The sequence below is a fragment of the Cellulomonas cellasea genome, from assembly GCF_006538745.1.
Taxonomy (GTDB): domain Bacteria; phylum Actinomycetota; class Actinomycetes; order Actinomycetales; family Cellulomonadaceae; genus Cellulomonas_A; species Cellulomonas_A cellasea.
Genome location: NZ_BJLR01000018.1, coordinates 1 through 13988, shown reverse-complemented (window position 1 = coordinate 13988; position 13988 = coordinate 1). Strand labels below are relative to the sequence as shown.

Sequence of the window (13988 nt, the reverse complement as noted above, 5' to 3'; positions counted from 1 at the left end):
GCGTGTCGCGCGTGTCGTTGGTCTCAGTCGGCTGCTCGACCGGGCACGGTGTGGACCGCGCGCGGGAGCAAGTCGTCCCGGTGCGTCACACTAGGTCACGTACCAGGGGGGCGTCCCACGTCGGCACGCCGCCACAGGCATGTTGGAGACACGTGTGGACAGGTCGCGCCCACCGGCGCTCCCGCCGCACGGGCGGAGGAGAGCTGTGGAGTTCGACGTCACGATCGAGATCCCCAAGGGTCAGCGCAACAAGTACGAGGTCGATCACGCGACGGGGCGGATCCGCCTCGACCGCATGCTCTTCACCTCGACGCGCTACCCCGACGACTACGGCTTCATCGAGGGCACCCTCGGTGAGGACGGCGACCCGCTCGACGCCCTCGTGCTCCTCGAGGAGCCGACGTTCCCGGGCTGCCTGATCCGGTGCCGCGCGCTCGGGATGTTCCGCATGCGCGACGAGGCGGGCGGTGACGACAAGGTGCTGTGCGTGCCGACCGGCGACCAGCGCGCCGCGTGGCGTCAGGACATCGACGACGTCTCGGACTTCCACCGCCTCGAGATCCAGCACTTCTTCGAGGTCTACAAGGACCTCGAGCCCGGCAAGTCGGTCGAGGGCGCGCACTGGACCGGCCGCCAGGAGGCCGAGGACGAGATCGAGCGCTCGCGCCAGCGGGCCATCGACGCGGGGTACGACCACCACTGAGCCGGACGCGGGCCGCCCCTCGGGGCGGCCCGTCCTGCTCGTGGGGTGCCGGTCCGCACGGACGGACCCGCCGGGCGACGTTTCCGGGCGGACGTCTCAGGGGCGACCGGCGTACGGCATGGTGCCCGACCAGCGCATCGACGCCAGGCGCACGGGCACGCCCTCGCGCGCGGCCTCCATGATCTGCCCGCCGCCGACGTACAACGCGACGTGGTGGATCTTGTCGGGGTTGTTCGGGTCGGTCGACCAGAACACGAGGTCGCCAGGGCGCAGCGAGTCGTAGCTGATCTTGAGCACCTGCTTGTACTGGTCGCGCGACGTCCGGTTGAGGTTGACGCCGGCGCTGCGCCACGCGCCCCCGGTGAGGCCCGAGCAGTCGTAGCCGCCGGGACCCGTGCCGCCCCACAGGTACGGGATGCCAGCCTGCGTGCGCGCCCACGCGGAGGCGGCCTCGCCCTGGCCCGCGCTGCCGCGTGAGCGTCCGGTGCCGAGGCCGTAGGGGTTGCTCGGCGCCGGGGCGGGCGCGGGCACGGCCGGTGCGGGCGCCGGTGCGGCCGGTGCGGGCGCCGGTGCGGCCGGTGCGGGCGCCGGTGCGGCGGGAGCGGGTGCCGGCGCCGCCGGGGCGGGCGCCGCAGGAGCCGGGGCCGCCGGGGCCGGGGCTGCCGGAGCGGGCGCGGCGGGAGCCTGGGCGGCGGGAGCCTGCGCCGAGGACGGGGCGGGGGGAGCCTGTGCTGCCGGACCGGCGGCGGGCGCGGGCGTCGCGGTGCGGCGGGCCTGCGCGGCGGCGTTCTCGCGGGCCCGGCGCTCGACGTCGAGGGCGTCCTGGCGCGCGCGCTCGACCTCGGCGCTCGTGCTGCGCGCCGCGGCGAGCTGGGCGATGAGGCCCTCGCGCTCGACGGTGGCGGCCGCGACGGCGTCGTCGGCCTCCTCCTGCACGGCCTTCGCCTCGGCGAGCGCGTCCTGCGCGGCCTCGGCCGCCTCCTCCTGCGCCGCGACGGCTGCGTCGGCCCGATTCTTCAGCGTCGTGGCGACGAGCTGGGCGGCGCGGTACTCCTGGACGGCGGTGTCGGCCTTGGTGCTGACCCGGGCGAGCGCGGTGCTGCGCTCGACGACCTGGTCGAAGCCGTCGGCCGAGAGGAACGCCTGGACGGTGTCCATCGAGCCGCCGGAGCGGGCGCTCTGACGGGCGATGGCGACGAGCGTGCGACGGGCGGCCTCGGCCTGCTCCTGCGCGACGCGGTGGCTCTCCGCGGCGGTCGTCGCGGCGGCGGCGGCGGCCTCGGCGTCGACCTGGGCCTGCGTGTACGCCTCGGCGGCCTGCTGCACGCGCACGAGGGCGGCGTCGCGCTCGGCGCTCTGCTGGGCGAGGCGCACCTCGATGGCGGCGACGGACGACTCGGCCCCCGCGACCGCGCGGCGGGCGTCGCGCACGTCCTGGTCGCTCGGTGCGGCGGGGACGGCGGTGGCCGCGACCGGGGTCAGCACGAGCAGGGCCGCGGCGAGCGTGGCCGCTGCGGAGCGGCGGAGCTGCGGCACCGTGCGGCTGCGCGGGTGGGGGTGGGTCACGTCATGTCCTTCGTCGTCCGAGGGCGCGACCTTGAGCCGTCGGGGGCGCCCGTCGGCACGCTACCGGCGGGATTCTCAGAAGTGAACACCAGTCACACCCGTCACAGGAGTCACACGGATGTGGTTCGGGACCGACCCGGACGAAACGACCGGGTGAAGCTGCCCGTACGGGCGACGGCCGGGAGGCGGGGTGAAGTCGTCCCGCATCGCGAGACCGCCGTTTCACATGCGGGACGGCGCTCGTACTGTTCGAGACATGTCCCGCCGAATGTGTCGCTGACCAGCGCACGCTCGGCTGTGCCCGGTGACCGGTCACCTGAGCCCCTCCCCCTCCCCGCGTGAGCACGCGGGCGACGGGCACCGGGGCTCCCGGTCCTGATCGGGCCGCTCCCCGGCACCGCGGCAGCGTGCGCCCCGCCCCCGCCCCTGCGCACCCCGCGTCCCCCGCCCACGGCGTCCCGCCGCCGGGCCCGCCCTGAGGAGAGCCCCATGAACAACGCCTGGTCCTTCGAGACCCGCCAGGTCCACGCCGGCCAGACCCCGGACGCCGCGACCGGCGCCCGCGCGCTGCCGATCTACCAGACGACGTCGTTCGTCTTCCCCGACGCCGGCGTCGCCGCCGACCGCTTCGCGCTCAAGGACCTCGGCCCGATCTACACGCGCATCGGCAACCCGACGCAGACGGCCGTCGAGGACCGGATCGCCTCGCTCGAGGGCGGCGTCGGCGCCCTCCTGGTCGCGTCCGGCCAGGCCGCCGAGACGCTCGCGATCCTCAACATCGCCGAGGCCGGCGACCACGTCGTCGCGAGCCCGAGCCTGTACGGCGGCACGTACAACCTCCTGCACCACACGCTGCCCAAGCTCGGCATCCAGACGACGTTCGTGACCGACCCCCACGACGCCCAGGCGTGGCGCGACGCGGTCCGCCCGAACACGAAGCTCTTCTTCGCCGAGTCGATCCCCAACCCGCGCGCCGACGTGCTCGACATCGAGCTCGTCGCGGGCATCGCGCACGAGAGCGGCGTCCCGCTGCTCGTCGACAACACCGTCGCGACGCCCTACCTGATCCGGCCGTTCGAGCACGGCGCCGACGTCGTGATCCACTCCGCGACGAAGTACCTCGGCGGGCACGGCACCGCGATCGGCGGCGTGATCGTCGACGCCGGCACGTTCGACTACGCGCAGCACCCCGAGCGGTTCCCGAACTACAACGAGCCGGACCCGAGCTACCACGGGCTCGTCTACGCGCGCGACCTCGGCGTCGGCAGCGCGTTCGGCGCGAACCTCTCGTTCATCCTCAAGGCCCGCGTACAGCTCCTGCGCGACCTGGGTGCGGCGATCTCGCCGTTCAACGCGTTCCTCATCGCGCAGGGCATCGAGACGCTGTCGCTGCGGGTCGAGCGCCACGTCGAGAACGCGCAGAAGGTCGCCGAGTGGCTCGAGGCGCGCGAGGACGTGCTCGGCGTGCACTACGCCGGGCTGGCGTCGAGCCCGTGGAACGCGAACGCCCGCAAGTACGCCCCGCGCGGCGCCGGTGCGGTGCTGGCCTTCGAGATCGACGGCGGTGCCGCGGCCGGGCAGGCGTTCGTGTCCGCGCTCGAGCTGCACTCGAACGTCGCGAACATCGGCGACGTCCGCTCGCTCGTGATCCACCCGGCCTCGACGACGCACAGCCAGCTCACGCCCGAGGAGCAGGCGCTCTCCGGCGTGACGCCCGGGCTCGTGCGCCTCGCGGTCGGCATCGAGCACATCGACGACATCCTCGCCGACCTCGAGGCCGGGTTCCGGGCCGCCAAGGGCGCCTGACGGCACTGCCCCGGGCGCGACGCGCACGTCGCGCCCGGGGCCCCACGCGCAGCCCGCGGCACGCCCCCGTAGATTGGACAGCCATGCCGACCGACCGGCCGAGAGACCGGCCCACGACAGCGACCGACCGGGACCTCCCGGGCGGTGCCGCGCTGCCCACCGCGTTCAGGGCCGCCCCCGCGGGCCCCCGCCGGGTCGCCGCACCGCCCGCCCCCGTGCCGGCGAGCGCCGCGTGGCGCGAGGGCGACCCCGTGGGACGCCGGCAGTTCGCCGACCTCGGTCCGCTGCGCCTCGAGGCCGGCGGACGGCTCGGCGCCGTCCGGCTCGCGTACGAGACGTGGGGCACGCTCAACGAGGCCGGCGACAACGCGGTGCTCGTCCTGCACGCGCTGACCGGCGACTCCCACGTCACGGGCGACGCGGGCCCCGGGCACCCGACGCCCGGCTGGTGGAGCTCGCTCGTCGGGCCCGGCGCCCCCATCGACACCGACCGCTGGTTCGTCGTCGCGCCCAACGCGCTCGGCGGCTGCCAGGGCTCGACCGGCCCGGCGTCGACCGCGCCCGACGGCCGGCCGTGGGGCGGGCGGTTCCCGCACATCACGGTCCGCGACCAGGTCGCCGCCGAGACCCGCCTGACCGACGCGCTCGGCATCGACTCGTGGGCGCTCGTCGTCGGCGCCTCGATGGGCGGGCAGCGCGTGCTCGAGTGGGGCGTGAGCGCCCGTGAGCGCGTCCGGTCGCTCGCGGCGATCGCCACCGCGGCGCAGACGTCGGGCGACCAGATCGCGAGCTTCCACACGCAGCTCGCGGCCATCCACGCCGACCCCCGCTTCCGCGGCGGCGACTACTACGACGCACCGGACGGCGAGGGCCCGCACGTGGGGCTCGGCATCGCCCGGCAGATCGCGCACCAGACCTACCGCAGCGCGCGCGAGCTCGACGTGCGGTTCGGGCGGATCCCGCAGGGCGGCGAGGACCCGCTCGAGGGCGGGCGCTTCGCGGTGCAGTCCTACCTCGACCACCACGGCGACAAGCTCGCGCGGCGGTTCGACGCCAACACCTACGTGACGCTGACCCGCACGATGATCACGCACGACCTCGGGCGCGACCGCGGCGGGGTCGAGGCCGCGCTCGCGAGCATCACCGCGCGCTCGCTCGTCGTCGCGGTCGACTCCGACCGGCTGTTCCTGCCCGCGCAGTCCGAGCGCGTCGCGGCGGGGATCCCCGGCTCGGGCGCGGTGCGGACGATCCGCTCCGAGTTCGGGCACGACGGGTTCCTCATCGAGGCCGAGCAGGTCGGCGGGATCGTGCGGGAGTTCCTCGCGGAACGCTGAGCCCCACCGGCCGCGCGTTCGGCGAAACGTTTCGGCAGTGGTGCACCCGTCGGCGCGGGCCGCAGGATCGGCCCAGCCGGGGTCCGACGACGGGTCCCGCGCGCCCGACGAAGGAGTCGACCGATGCCCCGCTCCGCGCTGCTCGAGGGTCCCGCCGACCGGCCGGCCGCCGACCCGGCCCGCACGTCCCCGCGGCGCCGGCGGGGCGCCGCGCTGCTGCTCGCCGTCGCCCTGACCGCGTCGGGCCTGGGCGTCGCGCAGACCGCGTCGACCCCGACCACCGCCCCCGCGCAGGCCGCCGTGCTGCCGTACCTCGACCCGGCGCTCCCCGTCGCCACCCGCGTCGACGACCTGCTCGGGCGCATGACGCTCGACGACAAGATCGGCCAGATGACGCAGGCCGAGCGCGCGGTCGTCACGCCGGCGGACATGACGACGTACCGGCTCGGCTCGGTGCTCTCGGGCGGCGGGTCGGCGCCGTCGCCGAACACGACCGCGGGCTGGGCGGACCTCTACGACCGGCTCCAGCGCGGGGCCCTCGCGACGCCGCTGCAGATCCCGATGCTCTACGGGATCGACGCCGTGCACGGCAACAACAACGCGCTCGGCGCGACGCTCTTCCCGCACAACATCGGCCTCGGGGCGACGCGCGACCCGCAGCTCGCGCAGGACGTCGCGCGGGCCGTCGCCGAGGAGGTCAGTGCGACCGGCGTGGACTGGACGTTCGCGCCGTGCCTGTGCGTCGTGCGCGACGACCGGTGGGGGCGCACGTACGAGTCGTTCGGCGAGGACCCCGCGCTCGTGTCGTCGATGGCCACGACCGTCACGGGCTTCCAGGGCGAACGGCTCGACGGGCCCACGTCGGTGCTCGCGACGGCCAAGCACTTCATCGGCGACGGCGGCACGGTCGGCGGCGACGACCAGGGCGACGCCCGGATCACCGAGGCCGAGCTGCGCGCGGTGCACCTGCCGCCGTTCGAGGCCGCGATCGACCGGGGCGTCGGGTCGGTCATGGTGTCCTACAGCAGCTGGAACGGCGTGAAGATGCACGGCAACCGGTACCTGCTCACGGACGTGCTCAAGGGCGAGCTCGGGTTCGACGGCTTCGTCGTGTCGGACTGGGCCGCGATCGACCAGCTCGACGGCGCGCGGGGCTTCACCGCGCAGGAGGTCGCGACGTCGATCAACGCGGGCATCGACATGGTGATGGTCCCGAACGACTACCGGACGTTCCTGACGCACCTGCGGCAGAACGTGCAGAGCGGCGCCATCCCCGTCGCGCGGGTCGACGACGCGGTGCGCCGGATCCTGACGAAGAAGGTCGAGCTGGGCCTGTTCGAGCGGCCCCTCGCGGACCGGTCGTCCGCCTCGACGGTCGGCAGCGCGGCGCACCGGGCGCTGGCCCGGACGGCGGTGCAGCGCTCGCAGGTGGTGCTCAAGAACACCGGGGTCCTGCCGCTCGCGCGGACGGGCGGGAAGGTCTGCGTCGCCGGCAAGAACGCGCACGACATCGGCAACCAGAGCGGCGGCTGGACCCTGAGCTGGCAGGGCGCGAGCGGCGCGACCGTGCCCGGCACCACGATCCTGCAGGGCGTCCAGGAGGTGCTCGCGGGCGGTCGGACGACGACGCACGCGCGCGACGCGAGCAACGTCGACGCGTCGTGCTCGGTCGCGGTCGCGGTGCTCGGCGAGACCCCGTACGCCGAGGGCGAGGGCGACCGCCCGGGCGGCCTGTCCCTCGACGCCGCGGACACCGCGGTGCTCGAGCGCATCCGGTCGACGGGCGTCCCGACGGTCGTCGTGCTCGTCTCCGGACGCCCGCTCGACGTCTCCGTGCTCCTGCCCTGGGTCCAGGCGCTCGACGTCGCGTGGCTCCCCGGCAGCGAGGGCGCGGGCGTCGCCGACGTGCTGTTCGGGAAGGTGGCCCCGACCGGGACGCTGCCGGTCTCGTGGCCGGCGTCCGCGACGCAGCAGCCCGTCAACGCGGGCGACGGCCGGACGCCGCTGTTCCCGCTCGGCGCGGGGCTCACGTGGACGCCCGGGGACGGCGGCGTCGTCGTGCAGCCGCCCAGCGCGCCGACCGGCCTGACCGCGGGCCCGACGACGACGAGCACCGTCCCGCTCACCTGGTCGGCGCCGGCCGGCAGCAGCGCCGTCACGGGCTACGAGGTGCACCGCGGCGGGCTGCGGGTCGCGACCACCGCGAGCATGAGGTTCACCGACGCCGGGCTCACGGCCGGCACCGCGTACACGTACACCGTCCGGGCGGTCGACGCCGCGGGCAACGTCTCGCCGCCCTCGGCCGCCGTGACCGCGACGACCCAGCCGGCGACGCCCGGCCCGGCGTCCGGCTGCACCGCGACGTGGCGCACCGAGAACAGCTGGGGCAGCGGGTTCACCGCGTCGGTCACGGTGACGGCGACCGGGACCACGGCGCTGCGGTCGTGGCGCGTGCTGTGGACGTGGCCGGACGGCGTGCAGCTCGCGGGCGGCTGGAACGCCGCCTTCAGCCGCACGGGCGCGACGCAGACCGCGGCGAGCCTCGCGTACAACGGCGCGCTCGCGCCGGCGGCCTCGACGTCGTTCGGGCTCCAGGGCACGACGACGAGCGGGGTCCCGGCACCGGTGCTCACGTGCGTCGCCGGCTGACGTCCCGGGCGGCCCGAGGGGAGGTCCGGCGGCAGGTCCGACGGCCGGTCCGGCGCGCCGGGCCGCGGGTGGGCGGACGCGGCAGGTGCGCCGGGCCGACTCGGACACCTGCCCGACTCGGCCCGGTCTGGGGCACGATGGGCGTATGACGCACCCCTCGTCGACCGACCTCGCCGCCGCCACCACCGCGCTGCACACGCAGTGGGACGTCCTGCGACGGTGGGTCGGGAACGTGGTCGACCCCCGGGCGGCGCGCGCCGAGAGCGTGCTCGACGGCTGGACGGTGGGCGACCTCGTCGCGCACCTCGGCCGCGCGATGGACTCGCTCACCGCGGTCGACGTCGCCCCGCCCGGGACCGTCCCGCTGACGCTCGCCGAGTACCTCGGAAAGTACGCCGACCGGGCCTCGGAGACCGCCGAGGCGACGCGGCAGCTCGCCACCGAGCTCGGCGAGAACCCGCTCGCGGGCGTCGACGCGCTCGCGAAGGCGGCGTTCGCGCGGCTCGACGCGCTCGGCACGTCGGACGTCGTCGTGCTCGCGCGTCGCGGCCCGGTGCTGCTCTCCGACATGGTGACCTCGCGCGTGCTCGAGCTCGTCGTGCACGCCGACGACCTCGCGCGCTCCCTGCGCGACGCCGGGCGCGCCGACCCGTCCGGCGGGGGGCCGGTCGACCGCGCCGCGCTCGACCTCGTCGCGGGCGTGCTGCTGCGCATCGTCGTCGCGCGCGGCGGGTGGAGCCTCGAGGTCGCCAAGCCGCTCACCTGGGTCCGCCTTGCCGCGGGCCGGGTCCCGTACGACGTCGACGTGCTCGCCGACGCGCTGAGCCCGCAGTACACGTCGGACGCCGTGCCGGACCTCGGGCGGATGCTGCCCCTGCTCTGACGCGACCACCCGTTCAGGGGCTCACGGCCGACCGCTCCCTGCCGATCGTGCGGGGGGACAACCCAGGGACCGACGGGAAGGTGGCAGCGCCGTGCTCGCGCTCGTCTATGCCGTCGTCGCGCTCGTCGCCCTCGTCCCCGCGCTGACGTCCTGGCGGCACCGCGCACGCGGGCCCGCCGCCCGGCCGCTCACGCTCCTGCACCTCGGCATCGCCTGGTGGAGCGCCGCCGACGCGATCTCGGTCGCCGCCACCGACCCCGCGCTGTCGTACGCGGCGGGCCTCGCGATCTACCCGGGCGTGTGCGCGGTCATCGCGGGCTTCCTGTGGCAGGCGCTGGTCGCCGCCGGGCACGCCGAGTCGCTGCGCCGCCGGCACGCCGTCCTCCTCGCGGTCGTGCCGGTGCTGACCGTGGCCGCCGCGGCGACCGACCCGTGGCACCACCTCTTCTACGCCTCGGTCGAGCGCGTGCCCGGCGCACCGATGCCGCACGTGGTGTTCGGCCCCCTGTTCTGGGTGCACAGCGCGTACAGCTACGCGCTCAGCACCGTCGCGACCGTGCTGCTCGTGCACGCGATGCGCCGGGCCATCGCCGGCCAGCGCCGCACGTTCGTCCTGCTCCTGCTCGCCGCGGCGGCACCGACCGTGGGCAACCTGGCGACGATCACCGGCGTCGGCGGCAACCAGACCGTCGACCTGACGCCGATGCTGTTCCTCGTCACGGCCGTGTCCTGGTGGCTGCTCGACCGCCGCTGGGGGCAGGGCCTCGCGCTGCCGTCGCTGTCCGCGCGCCAGGTCCTCGCCGCGCTCGGCGACGCCGCGATGGTGCTCGACCCGTGGGGCCGGTTCCTCGACCTCAACCCCGCCGCCGTCCGGCTCCTCGAGCGCGCGCCCGGGCCGACGCGCTCGCCGGTCATCGGCGCACGGTGGCAGGACGTGCTCGGCCCCGAGCTCGCCGCCTCGCTCGACAGCCGCGACCCCGCCACGGTCACCACCGCGCACGGCCAGGTGCTCGACGTGCGGGTCACCGAGATCCGCTCCCGGCAGGGCCGCCTGCTCGGCTTCGTCGCCGTCGCGCGGGACGTGACCGAGCTCGAGCACCTGCGCGCGGACCTCGCCGACCAGGCGTCCCGCGACGCGCTCACGCACGTCCACAACCGCCGCCACCTCGCGCACGCGCTCGCCACGGAGGTCGCCCGGTCGGCGTCGGCAGGCACGCCGCTCACCGTCGTCATGGTCGACCTCGACCACTTCAAGCGGGTCAACGACACCCACGGGCACGCCGTCGGGGACGAGCTTCTCGTGTTCCTCGCGACGACGCTCGCGTCGAGCCTGCGGGGCGTCGACGTCGTCGCCCGGTACGGCGGCGAGGAGTTCGTGGTGGTCATGCCCGGGGCGGACGTCGCCGTCGCGGCCCGGCGCGCGGAGGAGTGGCGCGCGGCCTGCGCGACCGCGACGGTCCCCGCCCCCGGCGGACGCGTCGGCGCGACCATCAGCCTCGGCGTCGCGCAGGCCGTGGCCGTGGACACGCCCGAGAGCCTCCTGCGGCGCGCCGACGACGCGCTGTACCGCGCGAAGAGCGACGGGCGGGACCGCGTGGTCGTCGCCGGCCCCGGGACGTCCTCGCGCGCGCTCGCGCCGGCGCCCTCCGGGTCGCACTGACGCCGTACCCGCTCGGTACCGGGCTACGGTGCTCGCATGCTCGCTGCGTACGTGACCCGCTTCGGCGCCTCGCCCGACGACCTGCTCGACGGCCTCGAGGTGGGTGACCGCCCCGAGCCCGAGGAGCGCGAGCACTGGACGACCGTCGACGTCCGCGCGGCGTCGCTCAACCACCACGACCTGTGGTCGCTGCGGGGCGTCGGCCTGCGCGCCGAGGCGCTGCCGATGACGCTCGGCACCGACGCCGCCGGCGTCACGCCGGACGGGCGCGAGGTCGTGGTGCACGGTGTCGTCGGCGGCGCGCTCGGGCACGGCGTCGGGCCCGACGAGCCGCGGTCCCTGCTGTCCGAGCGGTACCCCGGGACGCTCGCGGAGCGCGTGGCCGTGCCGACGTGGAACCTCGTCGACAAGCCCGCCGGGCTGTCGTTCGTCGAGGCCGCGTGCGTGCCGACCGCGTGGCTGACCGCCTACACGATGCTCTTCACGCGCGGGCGCGCGACGCCGGGCCAGCGCGTGCTCGTCCAGGGCGCCGGCGGCGGGGTCGCGACCGCCGCGGTCCTGCTCGGCGCCGCCGCCGGGCTCGAGGTGCTCGTGACGAGCCGCGACGAGGCCCGCCGCGCCCGGGCCGTCGAGCTCGGCGCCGCCGGGGCGTTCGAGACCGGCGGGCGGCTCCCCGGCAAGGTCGACCTCGTGCTCGAGACCGTCGGCGCCGCGACGTGGTCGCACTCGGTGCGCTCGGTGCGTCCCGGCGGCGCGATCGTCGTCGCGGGCGCGACCTCGGGCGACGCCAGCCCGGCCGAGCTGCAGCGGCTCTTCTTCCTCGAGATCAGCGTCCTCGGGGTCACGATGGGCGCCAAGGAGGACCTCGTGCACCTGCTCGCGATGCTCGACCGCACCGGCGTCCGCCCGCTCGTCGACGCCACGTACCCGCTGTCCGGCGCCCGCGACGGCCTCGACCGGCTCGCGCGCGGCGCCCAGTTCGGCAAGGTCGTCGTCGAGGTCTGACGCGACGCACCGGGCCGCGCAGACGCCGGGCCCGACGAGTGCCGGCGGACGTCCGGCGGGGAGGCAGGCGCGTGGTCGGCCGGTGGGGACCCGACGTGCTCGGCGACGACTTCCGTGCGCGCACGCTGCCGCTCGAGCCCGACGACGAGGGCGACGTCGTCGCGACGCTCGTGCGGTACGCGCCGCCGACGCCCGAGCCGGTGCGGCCGGCACGCGCCGTGCTCTACGTGCACGGGTGGTCCGACTACTTCTTCCAGACCGGGCTCGCCGCGTACTGGCACGCGCAGGGCGCCGCCTTCTACGCGCTCGACCTCCGCAAGTACGGCCGCAGCCTGCGCCCGCACCAGACCCCCGGCTACGTCGACGACCTGCGCACCTACGACGAGGACCTCGACGCGGCGCTGGCCCAGGTGCGCCACGACCTCGGCCCGCGGGCCCGGGTCATGATCATGGGGCACTCGACCGGCGGGCTCGTGGCGGCTCTGTGGGCCGACCGCAACCCCGGGCGCATCGCGGGCCTCGTCCTCAACAGCCCGTGGCTCGAGCTCCAGGGCTCCGCGGTGCTCCGGCACGTCAGCGCGCCCGCGATCGCGCGCATGGCCCAGCTCCAGCCGCGCGCACCGCTGCCCAACATCGACCCCGGGTACTACGCGCGCACGATCCGCGCGGCCGACGGCGGCGAGTGGACCTACGAGGACCGCTGGCGGCCCGTCCCCTCGTTCCCGGTGCGCGCCGGGTGGCTCAGCGCGATCATGACCGGCCACGCACAGGTCGCCCGCGGCCTCGCCATCGACGTCCCCGTGCTCACGCTCGTCTCGGCGCGGACCGTGATCAGCCGGCGCTGGAACGAGGACATGCGGGCGTCCGACATCGTGCTCGACGTCGAGCTCGTCGCACGCCGGGCCGTGCAGCTCGGGCCGGTCGTCAGCGTCGTGCGCGTGGCCGGCGGGCTGCACGACCTCACGCTCTCGCCCGCACCCGTGCGCGCACGGTTCTACGCCGAGATCACGCGGTGGTCGGGCAGCTACGGGTGGGTCGCCCCGGACTGAGCCCGGACTGAGCCCGGACTGAGCCCGGACTGAGCCCGGCGTGCGGGCTCGGCGCGGGGCGGCCGGCCGGTCCGGGGACACCGCGGGTTCCGGCCGACGTCGGCCGACCTCCGCCGGCCGCGGCCCGCGGGCTCGACCAGTCCGGCGGCGTCGCGCTCAGCGGGTGCCGGCCGCCTCGGCGAGCGTCGGGCCGCCGTCGCCCACGCGCCACGAGCCCCACCCGTCGACGGCGCCCTCGGCGTTCGCCGCCTCGGCCGCGGCGAGATCCGGGTCGGCGTGCACGCGACCGTCGGGCAGCTCGATGAGGCCGTCACCGCGCAGCGTCGCGAGCAGCCGCTGGCCCCGGCGCTCCCGGAACCACACGAGCGTCGCGACGGCGCCGCGCCCCTTGGCGAGCGCCGCGAGCGCCGGGTCGGGGCTGAGCGGGCCCGAGGCGCCGGTCAGCGAGGCCGGCCGCAGCGACCCCGTGGGCGGCGTCGGCGGCACGTCGGTGCGCGGCGCGCGGTCGCGCACGGGGAGGTCGTCGTCGGGGACCAGCGCGCGGCCCTGACCGTCGGGGGCGGGGGTCGCCGCGGGGCGGGCGGGCCGCTCGTCGGCCGGTGCGGCGGTCCGGTGCGAGGTCGCCACGGCGCCGTTCGGCGGGGTCGGGACGCGGCGCTCGTCGGTCAGGAACGTCGGCCGGTAGGGCTCGGGCGTCGGGATCGGCGCGGGGGTCGACCCGGCGGGGGTCGCACTCGACGGGGTCGCGCCCGTCGCGGTCGCGCCCGTCGCGGTCGTGGTCGGCACGCGCAGCGGGGTCGGGCCCGACGCCGGCGTGGACGGGCTCGCCCACGCCGCGCTCGTCGCCTCGACCGCCGCAGCGCCCCCCTGGCCCCCCGGGCCGCTCCGGCCGACGGGCGCCGGCGCGGTCGCGCGGTCCGGCAGGAAGATCGGCGCCGTCAGCGGGCTCGGCTCGCGGCGGGCCGGGCGCATCCGCGCGGCGTCGAACGCGCGAGCCCGGGCGAGCGCCTCGTCCGCGGCGCGGAGCTCCGCGGCGTGCACCGCGGGGTCGCGCGGGAGGTCGGTCGTCGTGCTCTCGTCGGCACGTCGCCGGGCCGCGGCACGCTCCTCGGCGGCGCGCTGCTCCTCCGGACGCGGCGCGAACCCGCCCGAGCGGGTCGGGGGCTCGGGCAGCACCTCGTCGTCGTCGAGCGGGACCGGCGCCATGCGCATCGTCATCTCGACGTCGGCGGGAGCGGCGGGGGCCGGGCGCGCGGCCGGCACGGGTGCAGGTGCGTCGGGCACCGGGAGCGGGACCGACACCGCGTCTGCGGCGGGCACCGGGAGCGGGACC

General features: G+C 76.5%; 10 protein-coding genes. 8 read left to right on the top strand and 2 right to left on the bottom strand.

Translation table 11 applies throughout. The features are described from left to right. The first annotated feature begins 205 nt into the window (after positions 1-205). Entirely contained in the window at positions 206-703 is a 498-nt protein-coding gene (locus CCE01nite_RS10225; protein WP_141372301.1) for an inorganic diphosphatase, read from the top strand. Between the two features lie 96 nt (positions 704-799). On the opposite strand, the gene CCE01nite_RS10220 is transcribed toward CCE01nite_RS10225, so the two are convergent. Next, on the bottom strand, positions 800-2269 hold the full coding sequence (locus tag CCE01nite_RS10220; RefSeq protein ID WP_141372300.1) for a C40 family peptidase: 1470 nt from the start codon (positions 2267-2269) through the stop codon (positions 800-802). Positions 2270-2758: 489 nt separating this feature from the next. Here CCE01nite_RS10220 and CCE01nite_RS10215 point away from each other — a divergent pair, with 489 nt between their 5' ends. The 7 genes from CCE01nite_RS10215 (at position 2759) to CCE01nite_RS10185 (ending at position 12655) form a co-directional block, all read left to right on the top strand. Next, entirely contained in the window at positions 2759-4075 is a 1317-nt protein-coding gene (locus tag CCE01nite_RS10215; RefSeq protein WP_034634549.1) for a bifunctional o-acetylhomoserine/o-acetylserine sulfhydrylase, read from the top strand. 83 nt (positions 4076-4158) lie between these two features. Further along, a complete protein-coding gene (gene metX, locus CCE01nite_RS10210) occupies positions 4159-5409 on the top strand; it encodes a homoserine O-acetyltransferase MetX (RefSeq protein WP_084142942.1) in 1251 nt (416 codons plus the stop codon). A 123-nt stretch (positions 5410-5532) separates the two neighbouring features. Next, positions 5533-8058 carry a glycoside hydrolase family 3 N-terminal domain-containing protein gene (locus tag CCE01nite_RS10205; protein WP_084142941.1) on the top strand — a complete coding sequence of 842 codons (2526 nt, stop codon included), beginning with the start codon at positions 5533-5535 and terminating at the stop codon, positions 8056-8058. Between the two features lie 145 nt (positions 8059-8203). Continuing rightward, positions 8204-8941 carry a maleylpyruvate isomerase N-terminal domain-containing protein gene (locus tag CCE01nite_RS10200; RefSeq protein WP_034634548.1) on the top strand — a complete coding sequence of 246 codons (738 nt, stop codon included), beginning with the start codon at positions 8204-8206 and terminating at the stop codon, positions 8939-8941. 91 nt (positions 8942-9032) lie between these two features. Continuing rightward, entirely contained in the window at positions 9033-10601 is a 1569-nt protein-coding gene (locus CCE01nite_RS10195; protein WP_034634547.1) for a histidine kinase N-terminal 7TM domain-containing diguanylate cyclase, read from the top strand. Positions 10602-10637: 36 nt separating this feature from the next. Then, positions 10638-11606, top strand: a complete 969-nt coding sequence (locus tag CCE01nite_RS10190; protein WP_141372299.1) for a zinc-binding dehydrogenase — start codon at positions 10638-10640, stop codon at positions 11604-11606. Between the two features lie 95 nt (positions 11607-11701). Then, positions 11702-12655 (top strand): alpha/beta hydrolase, encoded by a 954-nt coding sequence (locus tag CCE01nite_RS10185; RefSeq protein ID WP_307722738.1) that lies wholly within the window; start codon positions 11702-11704, stop codon positions 12653-12655. Positions 12656-12811: 156 nt separating this feature from the next. Here CCE01nite_RS10185 and CCE01nite_RS21325 read toward each other — a convergent pair. Next, on the bottom strand, positions 12812-13988 hold a 1177-nt coding region (locus tag CCE01nite_RS21325; RefSeq protein ID WP_503826229.1), incomplete at its 5' end, for a restriction system modified-DNA reader domain-containing protein.